General features: G+C 29.5%; 15 protein-coding genes, 1 pseudogene and 1 riboswitch. Of the genes and pseudogenes, 10 read left to right on the top strand and 6 right to left on the bottom strand.

What is annotated here, in order from left to right:
• Positions 1-313 precede the first annotated feature (313 nt).
• Positions 314-1,162: a LysR family transcriptional regulator gene (locus CDLVIII_RS14145; RefSeq protein WP_009170124.1), complete on the bottom strand. Its 849-nt coding sequence runs from the start codon at positions 1,160-1,162 to the stop codon at positions 314-316.
• A 166-nt stretch (positions 1,163-1,328) separates the two neighbouring features.
• Between CDLVIII_RS14145 and CDLVIII_RS14150 the strand changes: the two genes are divergently transcribed.
• The 7 genes from CDLVIII_RS14150 (at position 1,329) to CDLVIII_RS14185 (ending at position 8,905) form a co-directional block, all read left to right on the top strand.
• On the top strand, positions 1,329-1,904 hold the full coding sequence (locus tag CDLVIII_RS14150) for a flavodoxin family protein (protein ID WP_009170125.1): 576 nt from the start codon (positions 1,329-1,331) through the stop codon (positions 1,902-1,904).
• 198 nt (positions 1,905-2,102) lie between these two features.
• On the top strand, positions 2,103-3,395 hold the full coding sequence (locus CDLVIII_RS14155; RefSeq protein ID WP_009170126.1) for a DUF4179 domain-containing protein: 1,293 nt from the start codon (positions 2,103-2,105) through the stop codon (positions 3,393-3,395).
• A 78-nt stretch (positions 3,396-3,473) separates the two neighbouring features.
• Positions 3,474-4,751 (top strand): hypothetical protein, encoded by a 1,278-nt coding sequence (locus CDLVIII_RS14160; protein ID WP_009170127.1) that lies wholly within the window; start codon positions 3,474-3,476, stop codon positions 4,749-4,751.
• A 54-nt stretch (positions 4,752-4,805) separates the two neighbouring features.
• Positions 4,806-4,908, top strand: a riboswitch (purine riboswitch).
• A gap of 299 nt (positions 4,909-5,207) precedes the next feature.
• A complete protein-coding gene (locus CDLVIII_RS14165; protein ID WP_009170128.1) occupies positions 5,208-5,777 on the top strand; it encodes a xanthine phosphoribosyltransferase in 570 nt (189 codons plus the stop codon).
• 1,081 nt (positions 5,778-6,858) lie between these two features.
• On the top strand, positions 6,859-7,479 hold the full coding sequence (locus CDLVIII_RS14175) for a DUF5105 domain-containing protein (RefSeq protein WP_009170129.1): 621 nt from the start codon (positions 6,859-6,861) through the stop codon (positions 7,477-7,479).
• A gap of 116 nt (positions 7,480-7,595) precedes the next feature.
• Positions 7,596-8,255: an HAD family phosphatase gene (locus CDLVIII_RS14180; RefSeq protein WP_009170130.1), complete on the top strand. Its 660-nt coding sequence runs from the start codon at positions 7,596-7,598 to the stop codon at positions 8,253-8,255.
• Positions 8,256-8,272: 17 nt separating this feature from the next.
• Positions 8,273-8,905: an alpha/beta hydrolase gene (locus CDLVIII_RS14185; protein WP_009170131.1), complete on the top strand. Its 633-nt coding sequence runs from the start codon at positions 8,273-8,275 to the stop codon at positions 8,903-8,905.
• Positions 8,906-9,190: 285 nt separating this feature from the next.
• Here the strand turns inward: CDLVIII_RS14185 and ilvA are convergent, their stop codons facing one another.
• Complete coding sequence (gene ilvA, locus CDLVIII_RS14190; protein ID WP_009170132.1) at positions 9,191-10,411, bottom strand: threonine ammonia-lyase; 1,221 nt, start codon at positions 10,409-10,411, stop codon at positions 9,191-9,193.
• A gap of 230 nt (positions 10,412-10,641) precedes the next feature.
• Between ilvA and CDLVIII_RS14195 the strand changes: the two genes are divergently transcribed.
• Positions 10,642-11,844 carry a multidrug efflux MFS transporter gene (locus CDLVIII_RS14195; RefSeq protein WP_009170133.1) on the top strand — a complete coding sequence of 401 codons (1,203 nt, stop codon included), beginning with the start codon at positions 10,642-10,644 and terminating at the stop codon, positions 11,842-11,844.
• 27 nt (positions 11,845-11,871) lie between these two features.
• Here CDLVIII_RS14195 and CDLVIII_RS30470 read toward each other — a convergent pair.
• The 3 genes and pseudogenes from CDLVIII_RS30470 to CDLVIII_RS14205 all read right to left on the bottom strand — a co-directional run.
• Positions 11,872-11,976: pseudogene (locus CDLVIII_RS30470) on the bottom strand (DUF2992 family protein); the annotation flags it as partial.
• A 265-nt stretch (positions 11,977-12,241) separates the two neighbouring features.
• A complete protein-coding gene (locus CDLVIII_RS14200) occupies positions 12,242-13,558 on the bottom strand; it encodes a DUF2812 domain-containing protein (RefSeq protein ID WP_009170134.1) in 1,317 nt (438 codons plus the stop codon).
• The gene (locus tag CDLVIII_RS14205) at positions 13,548-13,871 is read right to left on the bottom strand and encodes a helix-turn-helix transcriptional regulator (protein ID WP_009170135.1); all 324 of its coding nucleotides are present in this window, start codon (positions 13,869-13,871) and stop codon (positions 13,548-13,550) included. The genes CDLVIII_RS14200 and CDLVIII_RS14205 overlap by 11 nt, the downstream gene beginning before the upstream one ends.
• A 487-nt stretch (positions 13,872-14,358) precedes the next feature.
• On the opposite strand from CDLVIII_RS14205, the gene CDLVIII_RS14210 reads away from it, so the two are divergent.
• Positions 14,359-15,216 (top strand): AraC family transcriptional regulator, encoded by an 858-nt coding sequence (locus CDLVIII_RS14210; RefSeq protein WP_009170136.1) that lies wholly within the window; start codon positions 14,359-14,361, stop codon positions 15,214-15,216.
• 463 nt (positions 15,217-15,679) lie between these two features.
• Here CDLVIII_RS14210 and CDLVIII_RS14215 read toward each other — a convergent pair whose 3' ends face one another.
• Complete coding sequence (locus CDLVIII_RS14215) at positions 15,680-16,468, bottom strand: amidohydrolase family protein (protein WP_009170138.1); 789 nt, start codon at positions 16,466-16,468, stop codon at positions 15,680-15,682.
• A 122-nt stretch (positions 16,469-16,590) separates the two neighbouring features.
• Between CDLVIII_RS14215 and CDLVIII_RS14220 the strand changes: the two genes are divergently transcribed.
• Positions 16,591-16,911, top strand: coding sequence for a helix-turn-helix domain-containing protein (locus tag CDLVIII_RS14220; protein WP_009170139.1), 321 nt, complete (start codon positions 16,591-16,593; stop codon positions 16,909-16,911).
• The last annotated feature ends 5 nt before the right edge of the window (positions 16,912-16,916 follow it).

The following is a 16,916-nucleotide window of genomic DNA, read 5'->3' on the forward strand; positions in this document are numbered from 1 at the left end:
AGACATGGAAAATGAAGTTGGAGCAAAAATTGTTAATGCACCATCACAAAAAATAATGTAGTAGATTTATTTAACATAGATCTAGCTACATTCAAGTCTAATTTGATTTTAACATTTTTATCTTAAAGGTTTAATTTGCCTGAAATATGAGAAGATTACTTAAAACTCACTATGATTAGAAATTCCACATCCATTTTGAATCAATTGCTCCATTAGGTCCACACCAGTTCTGCTTCATACCTATTTCAAATGTCGATTTAGAAATCTTAGTGCATATCTATTATCATTTTGTAAATATAAATAAAAGTGATTCCTACAATAGCATTGGTAAGAAAAACGAACTTTTCTCGTTTTTTATTACCGCTGATACTACTCTACAGATAGGAAATTTTTTTATTTCTCGAACTTTTATTAAATGGTTATCTATTTTATTGATAGCCATTTTAGGTAAAATTGTTATGCCAAAGTCTTGTTCAACATACTTTATAACTGATTCTGTTTCTTCAAGTTCTAATACAATATTTGGTATAAGGTTCATAAGATTGCAATGTTCCCTGATCTTTGCCCTTATTGGGCAGGGATCTCTATACAAAATTAATCTTTCCTTCATGATGGTGAAAAAATCAATTTCCGGAGTATTAACTAAAGGATTTCTGTTACTCATAACTACGAAAAATGGTTCAACAATTAACGGAATAGTAACAAAGTTAGATTTTTCTATTGCATCAGATACGAACACTATATTGAATACATTATCATCTAAATTTGCAAGAAGTTCACTGTTTGTATCCATTGCTTCAATAAATACATCATGATCCATACCCTTAAATTTATCTACATACTTAGGCAGAAAATATGTAATTAAATTTGGTAGTGCACCAATCCTAATTGTATTTTCATCACTAAATCCTTCAACCTTATTTATAGTTTCATTAATCATTGAAATAATCATATTTGAACGTTCATAAAAATATCTGCCAGAAGCAGTTAATTTTATACCACTTTGAGTTCTTATCAATAATGTACATTTCATAGACTTTTCTAAAATTCCTAATTGTTTTGTAAGTGCAGGCTGCGAAATATATAAATGCTGTGAGGCTTTATTTAAACTGCCTTGCTTAACTATTTCTATAAAATATTTCATTTGATCCACACTAATCATTTTTACCTCTTGTTATAACTTAAAGTTATATAGATATATTGTATTGATATTATTAAAATTTCTGCATATAAAATATAATAAAACTATGTTGTACAGCATTTAAATTGATTTTATCATATAAATCAATAATTTAAAACAATAATTACAAAATAGGAGTGGTATATAAATGAAAGTTATAGGTATTAATGGAAGTGCGAGAAAGGATGGGAATACATCTATTATTATTAAAGAAATATTTAGCCAATTAAATAAAAATGGTATAGAAACTGAACTGATTGATTTAGGTAATGCAAAAATTAATGGATGTATAGGCTGTGGAAATTGCTTTAAAAACAAAGATAATAAATGTGTTTTTAAAAATGATATTGTAAATGAATGTATAGAAAAAATGATTGAAGCTGATGGTATAATTTTAGGTTCACCAGTATATTTTGCAGATGTATCAGCTAATATGAAGGCTTTATTAGAGAGGATTGGTATGGTATCCAGCGCTAATGGAGATCTTTTTAAACATAAAGCAGGCGCTTCAGTAGTAGCTGTTCGTAGAGGGGGGGCAACACGTGCTTTTGATACTATGAATTATTTCTTACACTGTACACAAATGTATCTAGTTGGTGGCACTTATTGGAATATGGTGTACGGAAAAGAAGTTGGAGAAGTGCTTAATGATATTGAAGGAATGAAAAATATGGAATCTATTGGCGATAATATGGCTTGGCTTTTAAATAAAATTAACAGATAATTTAAGTATAGGTTGTTGAGTAACTAATTTTTACAAATAGTTATTCAACAACCTATTATTATATAAGTTATTGGGATTAACCTGAAAGTTTAGAAAAAATTAAGATGTTATAAGATAATAATTGGTTTATAATACCATTATAAGGATAAAATTAATCATAAAGGAAAGTCCTTGAAATAAAACAAGGGGGTATTTAAGATGTTAAATAGGAAAATAAGTAGGATTCTAGGACCAGTGTTAGGAAGTATGGCATTTGCGTTAATAATAGGAGTAATGGAATTGACGCCAGCTTATGCCGATGATACAGCAGTAAATGCTTCAGTTAATAATTTGACCGTTGCAGCTACAACTACATCAGCAGGGGTTACATATGCAGAAAATAAGGACTATTTTGTAAATATAAATAAAAGTCAAGTGCAAAATGGAATTAAAGTGACTGTAGATAAAGCAGTTGCTACTAAGAAGGATATGGAAGTAATACTTAAGATAGAAAGTGACAAGCCGATTGATAAAGTGGATCATTCAAATTCTATTTTTGAAGTAACGTATGGAAATTATGATAATGATTTTGGCCGCGCGATTTCAAGGCAGGATAATATAGACGATAAAACCATGACTGTAACTTTAGAAAAATATAATTATGATGGAGAATATAGTTCAAAGGGAGATATGAGAGTTGATATAGTACTTGCTAATTATAAAGTTAATATAGGAATGGATATTCCTGTGGATTTCACAGAATCCTTTAATAATATATTAGATAAAGACATATCAGGAAAGATACCAGGAACAAACTATAATCTTAATAAATTAGAAGCTGATGCGCTAGGTACAAGAATTGGCTATACAAGACCCGAAGGTAATGGAAATAAAGGCAAAGATGAAAATGCTTTGTGGAACTCAGCAATACTATTAAAAACTGGTGATAGGATGTATAGAATGAGTAGAAAAGGTGGATATTCTGAAAAAGATGGAGTAGGCACAGGAAATTATGAAATAGGTTCCTTATCATATGATAAAGTTAAAAATGAAAAAAATATAAGCTTAATACCTTTGATTTGTAATCTTACTCCAGATGAAATGAATAAATTATATGAAGATAAAGATGAAAACAATGTTACTAAAGACCTTGCTAATAATATAAGTTATGAGAAAGAGTTTAATTTTACGGATGGAACAAAGGGAGAGATATATAATATAGAAAGAAAGGACAATACAATTAAAGTGTACTGTGCTGGACAATCTGAAGAAGAAAGTTTATTAATGGCATGCAATATAAATATGCATTATGAAAATGCAAATGGAAAAGTTGATAGCATATATTATGATAATAAAAACGTAAGTTTTTATAAAGATGCAAACAAAGCATTTGGATATATTTTAGAATTTAATAATGTTGAAAAAGACAAGCCAGTTGCGCTAAATATTGATAAAACAATAAAGCAGGCTGATAAGTTTAAATTGGAAGACGAAATAAGCTTATTAAAGTAATATTTTTATTATAAAAGTATATTTTAAAATTTACTATTTAGACGAAAAAATACTGTATTGTAAAAGTGAGGAGATTTTATGTTAAATAAAAAGTTAAATATATTATTGAGTTCTATACTTGGAGTAGCTTTAAATTTTGGAATATTGGAAATACCTGTTTTTGCCAATAGTGGCGGTATGCAAGCAGTTTCATCTTATACTGCAAGCGATAATTCTTTGGGAAATCAAAAATACATTGTTAGTAAAGATAATGATATAGAACAAAATGGTTTGAAAATATCAATAGACAGCATAACAGCAACAAAGCATAAATTACAAGCTGTAATTAAAGTTCAAGGTCAAAAAGCCTTTGGTGAATCACATGGAAATAATGTAATATCATTATTAACCTATGGTGACAATAAAGAGAAGAGTTCTGGTACATCATATGAGGATATTGATGAAAATACATTGCAAATTACCCTTAATAAAGAAGTAGATGATGAAGAAATACCTGAAAAGGGAAATTTAAGAGTAGATATTGTGATTCCTGAGTATAAAATTAATGTAGGTATGGATGCCAATGTAGATTTTACAGAATCATTTAACGATACAATGGAAAAAGATGTTTCAATTAAGGTGCCAGAATCTGATTTTACAGTAAGCAAATTAGAATCCAATATTTTAGGTACAGAAATTACTTATGATAAGCAAGAGAAAGGTGATTCAATTGAAGATTATGACATTTTCTCTGATCAATTGATATTAAAAGCTGGAGATAGGATGTATAGAACAATGAATGAACAAACCTACAGTTCAAATAATGGTGATAATACTGTGGTTAAAGGTGTTTATGAATCAGAAGCAGCTACCTTTGATAAAGTAAAAGATCAAAAGGCTATAAGTATAATACCTATAAGCTGCAACATGAGTGAGGATGAGAGAGAAAAAATTAATGAGGAGAATTATAAAAATTTTGATGAAAAAAAAGCTGAGGCTAGCAAGGAAATAACCAATAATATAAGCTATGATAAAAACTTTGATTTTTCTGATGGAACAAAAGGAGAAATATATAAGGTTGAAAGAAATGATAATAGTGTAAAAATATATTGTAAGGGAGCTACTGAAAAAGAAAGTCTTTTAATGGCAAGCACTATGGGTTTATATCCTACAATTGAAGACATAAAAGCAAAGCATTATAGTTTCTATAAAGATGAAGAAAATATGTCTTTCTATAAGGACGCAAATGATTCTCTAGGATATATTGTGGAATTTGATAATTTCGATAAGGATGAGAAAATGGAGTTAGGTTTTGAGTCCATTATAAAAGAAATAGATAGATTCCAAATAGGAAATGAAGTTAATCTCTCTAAATAAAAAGAATTAATTATTAATATGTTTGTACAATAAATATGCATGTGATATAATAAAAAACAGTTCATACAAAAGACTCGTATATTCCCGAGGTTATGGCTTAGGAAGTCTCTACCTGCTATCCGTAAATTAGCAGACTACGAGGTAGTGTTTTGGTTTTAAATATTTATTGTATATTTATATCTAAAAATACGACACCTCATTTTTTTGAGGTGTTTTTTTATTCTTTTGGAATTTATAATAAATTTAAATCTTTGGATAATTATTATAAATGGACATTTTACTATAGTTAAATGGTTCAAAAAGAATAAAAAATAATCATATTTGCCTGCCATATTTTATGAGGTAATTGCAAGAAGGAATAAAAATAATATTCTCTTTAGCAACATCAACATGAACAATTGTAGTGTTAATACTAAATTTTATATTTAAAGACGAAAAAGATGGAGTTGATAATTAATGGAAAGTTTACGCAAACGTATATTAGAAGAAGGAAATGCATTATCTGAAAATGTATTAAAAGTTGATTCATTTTTAAATCATCAAGTTGATCCAGCATTGATGTTCGAAATGGGTACATATTTCAAAAATTATTTTGAAAATCATAAAGTTACTAAGATATTTACAATAGAAAGCTCAGGTATAGCACCAGCAGTAATGACTGCAATGCAAATGAGTCTACCTATGGTTACTCTAAAAAAACAAAATTCAAAAATATTAAATGGTGAAGTTTATCAAACTACCGTTCATTCTTTTACAAAAGATCTAAATTATGAGTTGACATTGTCTAAAAAATACATAAGTAAAGAAGATAGCATACTAATAATAGATGATTTCTTAGCTAATGGAGAAGCAGCTCTTGGAGCAGCTAGGCTAGTAGAAGAAGCAGGAGCCAAAGTTGCAGGAATAGGAATAGTAATAGAAAAGTCATTCCAAAAAGGTCCACAAATTCTAAAAGACAAAGGTTACGATGTTTACTCTTTAGCAAGAATAGCAAAATTATCAAAAGGATCTATAGAATTTGTATAGATATTTATACTAGAATTATGCCATAACTCACAGAAAGGACAGGTACTCTATTATTTCGGTTACTGAGAGAATTGGTTGGGGATTTCTAACAGCAGAAGTTGCACCATTTCTGCATGCTCCAAGATAAACTTGGACAAGCAAAAAATGGAACAACTTCTGCTGAAGAAATGCCTACAACCAATTCTCTAATGTAACACTGCATAAAAGAGTACCTGTCCTTTCTGATATGGCATATATTCCAAAGTATAAATATGATTTATAAATTCTAAATCTATATGGGTATACAATTTGTAGATTTACTGACACATAGGATAATAATCTATACTTGTTAAACTTTTTTGTACATCTATACCAGAAATCACATACATATCTTTGCAATAGGCATTTGAAATTGAGCTGATGAAAGTTGTTAGTGAATGGTTGTTCCATTTACTGCTTGTCCTCAACTTGTTTGAGGAGCATGCAGAAATGGGGACAACCTTTCACTTAGAACTTTCCAGTGAAAATTTCATAAGTCCTGTGGAACAAAAATGTATGTTTTTTTGGTTAGCCGCTACATAAGTTTAAGTTTCAAGTTTGGGTTAACCGACTGCAAATTGGCTGTTGTATAATTCTGTGTAGAAGCCATTTTGTAATAGAAGGTTATTGTTATTACCTTGTTTTATAATTTGTCCGTCTTTTAGGAATAAGATTGCATCAGCCTGTTTTGTTGTAGATAATATATGGGATATTATAAAGCTTGTGCGGCCAATCATCAGTTTATTGAAAGCTTCTTGGATATTTATCTCAGTTCGTGTATCTATGCTGCTTATAGTTTCATCTAATATGATCATTGGAGGGTTTACTCATAAGTGCAAAGAAATTTTTAGAATTTTTCTGTTAGATAATTGTAGAGATATGTAATGTTTATATACTTATTTGGAAGTTGTTCCATTAATGGTGTAAAAATGGGAGAGATTCTAAGGAAATAAGAGGAAAATAAGAGGGATTTGACTAGAGAGAATGTCAGCGGATTGCCATAAACAGAAATTATAGGATAAAATTATAGAGTGAAATTTTATTTTTAGGGGGATAAATAATTATGAAAAAATTAACAAAACTATTTTCAATGATGTTAGTTGTAATGATGGCTAGTATCATGCTTATTTCATGCGGAATGAAAGCTACACCAGAGGAAAGTGCTAAAATTTATTTTAATGCTTTGCTAAAGGACGACAAAACAGGAATTGACAAAATAGGAATGAAGCAAGAAGATCTTGATAAGATAAAGAAAGACGATGAAGACAAGATAATGGCATTTTTTGCAGCTTCAGGACTTGGAAGCGATATAGTGACAGATGATGTTAAAAATACATTTAAGGATAATGTTCTTAAAGGTATGTCTAAAGCAGATTTTGAAGTGACTCCAGATTCAACAGATAAAGAAACAGCAAAAGTTAATGTAAAAGTAAAAGTTTTTGATATGAATAAGATTGTTAAGGATGCTCAAGATAAGATCACAGGAGAATATCTTGCTAATCCATCAATGTCTCAAAAGGATGTGTTACAAGAATCTTTTAAAGTTATTGGAGAAGAATTGGCAGATGGTACATTTAAAGATGATACAAAAACAGTATCAATAACTTTAAATAAAAAAGGAAATGTTTGGCAGGCAGATGATAATGCGAAAGCAGATGTTTTAAATGCCATAATTGGAGAATAGTAAGTATATAACGTTATAACCTCAAAATAATTTAGTGCAAATTATTTTGAGGTTATACTTATATATGTTAGAATTAATTAGAAAAGTAATAATTTGATGAAAAGGGGAAGACACAGATGGAAAAAGTAGACGCAGTAATTTTCGATATGGATGGAGTATTAATAGATTCAGAAAGATTATCTTTTAAGTGTTTCCAGGAAGTTTTAAAAGATTATGACTATGAGATGGATGAAAAAATTTATCTTAAATTCATAGGGAGAAACATTGATGGTATAAGGGGAGTATTAAAGAAAGAGTATGGAGAAGACTTCCCATTCGAAGAGATATATAAGAAAAAATCTAAAATGGCGTTAGAGTTTACTAATAAAAATGGAGTAAAAGTTAAACCAGATGTACATAAATTATTAGATTATTTAAATAATAAAAAATATAAGATAGCGGTAGCTACTTCTACAAGAAGAGAAAGAGCACTCGAATTATTAGAAGAGGCAGGAGTAAAGGATAAGGTGAATTGTGTAGTGTGCGGAGATCAAGTAGAACATTCTAAGCCAAATCCAGAAATCTTTTTAAAAGCAGCAAAGGGGTTAGAGGTAAAACCTGAAAATTGTATGGTTATAGAGGATTCAGATGCGGGAATAACAGCAGCACATGCAGCTAAGATGGTTGGTATACATGTTCCTGATATGAAAGAATTAGAAGACGAAACAAAGAAATTAGCATTTAAGATATGCAAAAATCTAATTGATGTTAAAGGATTTTTAGAAGAACATAATTAGAAAGGAAGTCATGATATATGGATGAGCAAAAGGCAATAATTTCTTATTGGGGAGTTGATTTAGAAGATAAAATAATAAGTAAGGAAAGTGGTACTTTAGCTGTGATACTACCAGGAATAGGATATACAGTGGACAGGCCACTTCTGGATTATTCAAAAAAATTAGCTTTAGAATTAGGCTATGATGTACTTCAAATTGAATATGGCTTTCAAGTAGCTCGAAAAATTTTAGATCGTGAAAATGAATTTAAATATGTAAAAGAGGAGTCAATAGAAATATTTAAAAATGCTTTGGAGAATGATTATAAAAAGATTGTTTTTATATCTAAAAGTATAGGGACTATAGTTCATACTATACTTTGCAATGAAGCTAAAGAGTGTGAAATTAAAAATATTTATTTAACTCCTGTTAATGAAACATTAAAGGTTGGAATTAAAGAGAATTCTCTAGTTGTAAGCGGAACTAGTGATCCTTTGATTAATAAAGAAACTATTGAAATTATAAGAAAAATCAAAGGCGTAAATTTAATGAAGATAAAAAATGGTGATCATTCATTAAATATAAAAGGCAGTGTGCTTGAGAGTATCGAAGTTCTAAATAAAGTTATTAGAGCTGAAAAAGATTATTTGGAGGGGACTACTTGTCCGTGAACTTATATACAATCTCCAAATAATAAGATCAGTGTGCGATAAAGTTTTGATGAATCAGCATTATCTAAAATATAAATAGATATTCTTTAAGTTAATAAAATAGCTATGTATATAATAAAGCTAAGCCTTAATAAATAGAAAGAAGAAGGTTAGTATTAATAGTTTCGGAAATGAGAATTATTTATTCATTATCATTCTAAAACTATTAATACTAACCTTTTATTTTATGCCTTAGCACTAAGAAAAACATCTTCGAGTAGTTCTAATTGTTATATATAGTTATGACTATTGATATATCATTTTAGGTTGAATAAGTTCAGGTTTATAGCCATTATCAATAAGTGCTTTAATAATAGCTTCTTTATGGTCATGGCCAAAGGTTTCCATAGTGATATCAAGCTCAACTGCATTATTACGATTAATGCTAACAAATTGATTATGATCAAGTTTAATTATATTACCTTGAGCTTCAGCTATTACCTTAGATACATTTGTTAATTCTCCAGGTTTGTCTGGAAGTAAAACAGAAATTGTACAAATTCGTTCTCTTTCAATCAAGCCATGTTGAACTAAAGATGCAAAAGTGATCACATCCATGTTACCACCACTTATGATAGATACAACTTTCTTGTCCTTTACAGTTAAGTGTTTAAGAGCAGCAACAGTTAACAAACCTGAATTTTCTGCAAGCATCTTATGATTTTCAAGCATATCTAAAAAAGCTCCAATTAATTCATGATCTTCTATAGTTATAATTTCATCAAGATTTTCTTTTATATATGGGAAAATTTTAGAACCAGGAGTTTTAACAGCAGTACCATCAGCTATTGTATTAACAGTAGGAAGAGTAACAACTTCACCTTTTTCTAAAGAAGCCTGCATGCAGTTAGCGCCAGCTGGCTCTACACCTATAACCTTAACATTTGGATTTAGAAGTTTAGCTAAAGTGGAAACTCCGGTTGCAAGTCCACCGCCTCCTATTGGAACTAAAATAATATCTACAGTTGGAAGCTCTTTTATGATTTCCATAGCAATAGAACCTTGACCAGTTGCTACGTCAAGATCATCAAATGGGTGGATAAAAGTATAACCTTTTTCTTCAGCAAGCTTTAATGCATAATTGCAGGCTTCATCGTAAACTTCGCCATGCAAAATGACTTCAGCTCCATAAGCTTTAGTACGATTAACTTTCATAAGTGGAGTAGAAGTAGGCATTACTATTATTGCCTTTGTATTATATTCTTTAGCAGCATATGCAACTCCTTGGGCATGATTACCAGCAGAAGCTGTTATTAACCCTTTATTTCGATCTTTCTCACTAAGAGTACTAATTTTATAATAAGCCCCTCTAATTTTATAAGCTCCAGTTTTTTGCATATTCTCTGGTTTTAAATAAATTTTATTTCCAGTAATGCCAGAATAATAATCGCTATACACTAATTTAGTTTTCAAAATCACTTTTTGAACAATTTCATATGCTTCTTCGAATTTTTCTAATGTCATCATTTTTTTAGTATCCCCTTTTTATGTATAAATTGCTTTTAGCTAATAATTTTATGATAGCATTTTGGTGCTTTATGTCAAGGAATAGTTTTTTAGGGATTCTTGCAATTAATATGGTTTTTGTAGTATATATATTTATGGATTATAAATAAGATTTTTATAAAAAGGTATATAATGCAGGCAAAAAATACTTAAGAAAAGGTTATTATTTACTAAAGAAAGAAGGCTTAGATTTGTACAATTGGAAAAGAAATTTAATATTTTGCTGGTTTGGAATGTTTGTGACAATGGTTGGAATAAGCCAAATTGCGCCAGTATTGCCCTTGTATATAAAAGGGCTTGGAGTTACAGATACAACTTTAATAGAAAAGTTTTCAGGAATTGCATTTGGAGCTACATTTATAGTTTCAGCTGTATTTTCTCCAATCTGGGGAAAACTTGCCGATAAGGTTGGAAGAAAACCAATGTTATTGCGTGCCAGTTTAGGAATGGCTATAGTTATATTTTGCATGGGATATGTAACTAATGTATATGAATTAATTGCACTTAGGTTTTTGCAAGGAATAATTTCAGGATATGGAACAGCGTGTACAACTCTTATAGCAACTCAAACAGATAAGGAAAATGCAGGATTTGCATTAGGGACACTTTCAACTGCATCTATTGCAGGTTCTCTTTTAGGACCGTTAATAGGAGGATATTTAGATGATACATTGGGAATGAGAAGTGTATTTATTATAACATCATTTCTTCTAATAATTGCGTTTGTCACAACATTATTATATGTAAAGGAAGATTTTACTGCTTCAAATAAAAAGGTACTTAATATGAAAGAAGTATGGAGTATGCTTCCTAACGCTAGTTTAGTACTGATAATGTTTTTAACAGCTTTTATTTTACAATTAGCATTTTATTCAATAGAGCCAATCATTACTGTATATGTATATCAGTTATCGGATAGCATGTCACATTTAGCTTTAATTTCTGGACTAGCTTTTTCAGCCTCAGGAATAGCCAATATACTTGTAGCTCCAAAGCTTGGTAAAATTTCAGATGAGATTGGCCCTCAAAAAGTTATGTTTGTAGCACTTATAGTAGCAGGTGTTGTATTTATACCTCAAGCATTTGTTAAAACTCCTTGGGAGCTTATGGGGTTAAGGTTTATATTAGGGCTTGCAGCAGGAGGTTTATTGCCATCAGTTAATATATTAGTAAAAAAGATTGTCCCACAAGAGATAACAGGAAGAGTTTTTGGACTTAGTATATCTGCACAGTATTTAGGGACATTTTTAGGTTCGGTATTAGGTGGACAAATAGCTGCTGATTTTGGAATTAGATATGTATTTTTTGTTACAAGTAGCTTGTTGTTTATAAATGGATTTATAGTATATAAAAAGGTATATGGACAAAATATATTAAAGTTATCACATGCTTAATAAATGAAAAATTAATAGTTATATAGGAAAGGTAACTTTGCTTACCTTGTACTCATTATTTTGGTTGAGTTCAAAGACACCAATCCAAAATGGAGTAGCAAAAAGAACAGTTAATTTGATTTTAGATATCATAGTTAATCCTCCTGTATGTGTATAAATTCACAGAGAATGGACAACCCCAGGAGGGCAGGTTACTGCTATATTAAATTTGAAATATATATATAGGTTCTGACTACCAACAGAAACTGTGTTTTTATCTCTTATGAATAATTGTAACAAAGAACAATATTAATGCAAATAATATGTTTATAAGAAGAGCGGGTAATTTTATGACAAAATTGATTTAATATACTTAAAATCATAGGATTTGCATGAATTTTAATTAATATCTATATATTTAATTACAGAAAAGTTTTAAATATACAGTATTTAAAAAGTCATCATCACTTACATTATTGAAGTGATTTCTTATTCTAATAACTTTATCATTGGAAACTAAGATAAACCATTTATTTTTACTGCTTGAATAAACTACGATATTTTTAGGTAAATTAGTATCAATTTTGACGAAGTTATAAGATATACTATTTAACCAATTTAATAATCTGTTCTCATAAAATTTGACAACCAGTGGATATTTACTTTCAAGAAGCATATAGTTAAAATAATTATCCTTATTACCACAGGAATAGTCAATTCTAGTAGCTAAAATACTACTAGTGCAGTCAATATCAGGTGACTTATCTACGATTTCTGTATTTATAAAATCATCAATTGTTAAATTCACGTTTGAATAAGATATACTATTGTAGTTACTATTATTATATACGTTTGAAAGAATCGCTCTTGTAGTAAGAGAAATTATTAATAAAATAGATATAAGTATAATAAATGCATTTGTTATTAGTCTTGTATTTTTGGAATATCTAGTTTTATTTATAAATTTTTTAATAAATGGATATATTATAATAAAAGCAGTTAGTATTGCAAAAATTATAAAGTTCAATTTTCGCTTTTGATAATCAGCTGAAAGTGTAAACAATAGTATTCCTAGTATTGAAAATAAAGAGAAAATAATTAGAAATGCATTTTTTCTTTTTAATACCTTATAAGTATTATAAGGCATATAATCATCTTCTTTTAATTTCAATTTTGCCCGTATTGCCCAAGTAGAAAAATTAATAAGTTTAATTATATCTACGAATATAAGGAGTATTGTTATAAATAATATGAATATTGAAAGGTTTGAGGATAACAAGTATTCTGTGTTAGATGATAATTGTAATGAAGCATTAAATATAAGCATAATAGTTATAAATAATTCATTAAGTCTTCCACGTAATGAAGCTTTAAAAACAAGTTTGAACTTTTCGGTTTCATCAGTATGTATTGATACAATCTCGGTATTTTCTTCTGAATAGAACACTTGAATTTCGTTTGCTTGGCATATGAAATTCCATCCGGCAGCACTGCAATATTCTCGATATTCTAAAAGTTCATCGGATTTTTTTGAATCAAAAGATGAACTTTTACCAATAACATCTACTGAATATTTAATTTTTTGTGGTTTGATTTTCTTAAATTTAAAAAAGGGACCTTTGATTCCAGTTAAGAGCCAGCCATCTTCAGCCATGTTTTCAAGGTATTCCTCTACAGCAGTGCACTCATAAGGTGAGTAAAATAAAAAAGTTATTTTTATATTATTAAATATCATGTTTTTCCTCCATATATAAAGAACCATCTTTTATCAAAGTATTGAGTCTTGAATATTCATCTAGTAATATCTGCTTACCCTTATCTGTTATTATATAGCTGCGTTTTCTGCCTTGTACTTCGGTTTCTCTTATAATTTTCTCTTTTTCAAATTTACCAAGAAGGGTATACAAGGTTCCTGGACCAACTTTCACACGGCCTTTTGATATTTCTGAAACTGCATCCATAATATCAACGCCACAGCGTTCAATGAGCAAAGATATCAGTATGTAATACATTGGTTCAGTAAGGTTTTGGAACTGTTCTCGCGCCATTTGTTGTCACTCCTTTAATATCGAGTATCGATATTTATAAATTTATAGTAATATCGATACTCGATATTGTCAACAATATTTTTCATATATTATCCAAATACTTAAGCTTTTTAAGATACTAAAGTTTTGCAATGTTATCAAGAGATAATACTATTAGAATATATTGAAACACAAAAAATAATATTGATTTCTATAACAGAAGACATTTTGAAAATTGAATTTGAAAATCATTTATTTACTTATCTATAGTGGTACAATTAGATATAGGGAATTAAAGGAATTATCTACAAGATGCTAAGTTCACAATTAAAAACACTAGAAAATAACGATATAGTATCATTATGAAATATGCAAAACAATTCAATAAATAGTAATTTCATTTACAGGTTATGTATTGATATTTCTGGCAAGACAAAACATAACACAAAAAATCGGGAATAACTGCTTGAAAAGAGATAAGATATATGTACAGACAGGGGGGATGATTATGAGATGGATTGAAGGAATCGGTGAAGCTATAAGTTATATTGAGGATAATATCACTGAAGAAATCACAATAAAAAATATTGCGGAGAAAGCATATATGTCGACCTTCTATTTTCAAAAGGGCTTTGCAATGCTTTGTGGTTTTACGGTTGGAGAGTATATCAGACAACGTAGGCTTACTCTTGCCGGCAGTGAGCTTGTTTCTAATGATGAAAAAATCATTGATATTGCACTGAAATATGGCTATGCTTCACCAGATAGTTTCACAAAAGCTTTTACTCGATTTCATGGTGTGACACCTACTGCTGTTCGAAAAGATGGAGCAATGATTAAATCGTTTGCTCCGCTGAAAATTAAGTTTTTATTGGAAGGCGGTTATATTATGGATTACAAAATTGTTGAAAAAGACTCGTTTACTGTCATGGGTGTATCAAAGGTATTTAAATATGATAAGGCAACTACAGAAATTCCACCGTTTTGGACAGAGTATTATGCAATGGGAAAAGAGAAAATTGTATGTGGAATGTACGGAATAAGCATAGATGAGAGCATGGGTTCAGATGAGTTTGAATATTTGATTGCAGACAATTATGATCCGTCCATGGAAATACCAAATGATTTTGTTACAAAGATTATTCCTAAATTCACTTGGGCTGTTTTTGCTTGCAAGGGTGCAATGCCAAAATCTCTGCAAGATATGAATAAAAAAATATTCTCAGAATGGCTGCCTAATTGCAAGGATTATGAAATTGCAGCAGGTTATAACATTGAAACGTATACTAATGCAGCTGACTATCCAAAAGGTATTCAAGATGAAAACTACTACAGTGAAATTTGGATTCCTGTTAGGAAAAAATAACTACGTATTAGGAAAAAATAACTACGTAAAAGAGTATAATTGGGAGTTTATCAAATTCCCAATTTGAAAAGCTTACGTAGAATAATTTTAAATCCAGTTCTGTTGATCTTTTATAAATAATTAATCATTAAAAATAAATATAATTAAAATATCATATTATTCAGTGTAGCAATGAATAATATGATATTTTTATGCAAATAGGGAATCCATAGAAGATTCCCTATTACCAGTCTAATCCTTTTTGTAGGTTTTCTTATTATGTTTTGTTTTGCCGTTATTCGCTTTCTTTTCTTTTTCCTGTTGACTTGAACAAGAAGGATCATGTTTTTCACTCATAATATTTTCCTCCTAAAATAAAAAGTTAATAGATTTAAGTACATTACTAGTGTCTTCAATATATAAATTATAATTCTATGAAATTAATAAAAAATAGATAAACACTCTTCACTAAATATTTAAGCTTTTATAGATCTAGTAGTTTTGCTATGTTTTCACCTAAAACAGCACTGCTGATAGATGAATCATTGCATACTTTTCTTACTGTATCCAGTGATAATTGCAAATCACCATAAGGCATGTCTACACCAAAGATACATTTATGTGGAAGCTCATTTACAGCTATTTTTAAAACAAGGGTAGAAAAATAGGCTGATGTATCAAGATATAAATTTGGAATTTCTCTGGATAATTCTATTGCTGTTAGCCAATTAGTGCCACCCATATGACCCATTATAACTGGAATAGCAGGGAATAACTTAGCTAATTCTGCAATTTCATTAATGTCTTGTAAATTTAAAGGATTAAAAGCATGTATCCATATGGGTAATTTTCCAAATTCAATGGAAGCTTCAAAAACAGTTTTAAGTATTTTTACTTGTCCACTAGATAGTGTAAATTCTCCGAGTCCAGCAATGTTATTTTTTATTATGTGTTCTTCGATATATGAGCTTGTATCATTTTTATTTAGTCCTGTAGGTATTTTGCCAAAGCCAATATACCTTGATGGATATTTTTCTATTGCGTCCTTGAGCTCAGTAATAGCGCTGTCATTTTTAATCAATAATGCATTTGAGTTACCATTTACAATTTCACTTAATGATTTCATTTCTTTCTTTAAATCAGTTAGATTATCTGCTTTTTCGGGATGTATTCTTGTTGAAAAGAGAATAGTTTTATCAACTCCAGCTTTATCCATTGTTTCAATGTGTTTTTCTACTGGAAGAATGACATGAGAATGTCCATCAATAATCATATATATCAATCCTTTTTAACAATATTTTTAATAAGGCCTTATGGGACAATTATATATGAGATACAAGAAAATAAAAGTATGCACTTTTTTGTGCTATACTATCCTTAAGGAGAGTGAAGAATTTGGAAAAGCTGTGCTATGTTAGTAATAAAGAGCCATTTGAATATACTTTGTCAATTATAAGTGGAAAATGGAATTTGAAAATCATTTATTTACTTGCCTGCAGTGGTACCCTTAGGTATGGGGAATTAAAGAAGAATATTGAAGGAATTACCCACAAGATGTTAAGCTCACAATTGAAAGCGCTAGAAAATGAAAATATAGTATCTCGAGAAGAATATCCTCAGATTCCACCCAAAGTTGAGTATTCCCTTACGATAAAAGGACAAAGTCTTATTAAGCTAGTTAAGGATATGTGTGATTGGGGAAGAGAAAATATTTAATTTTA

The sequence above is a fragment of the Clostridium sp. DL-VIII genome, assembly GCF_000230835.1.
Classification (GTDB): domain Bacteria; phylum Bacillota; class Clostridia; order Clostridiales; family Clostridiaceae; genus Clostridium.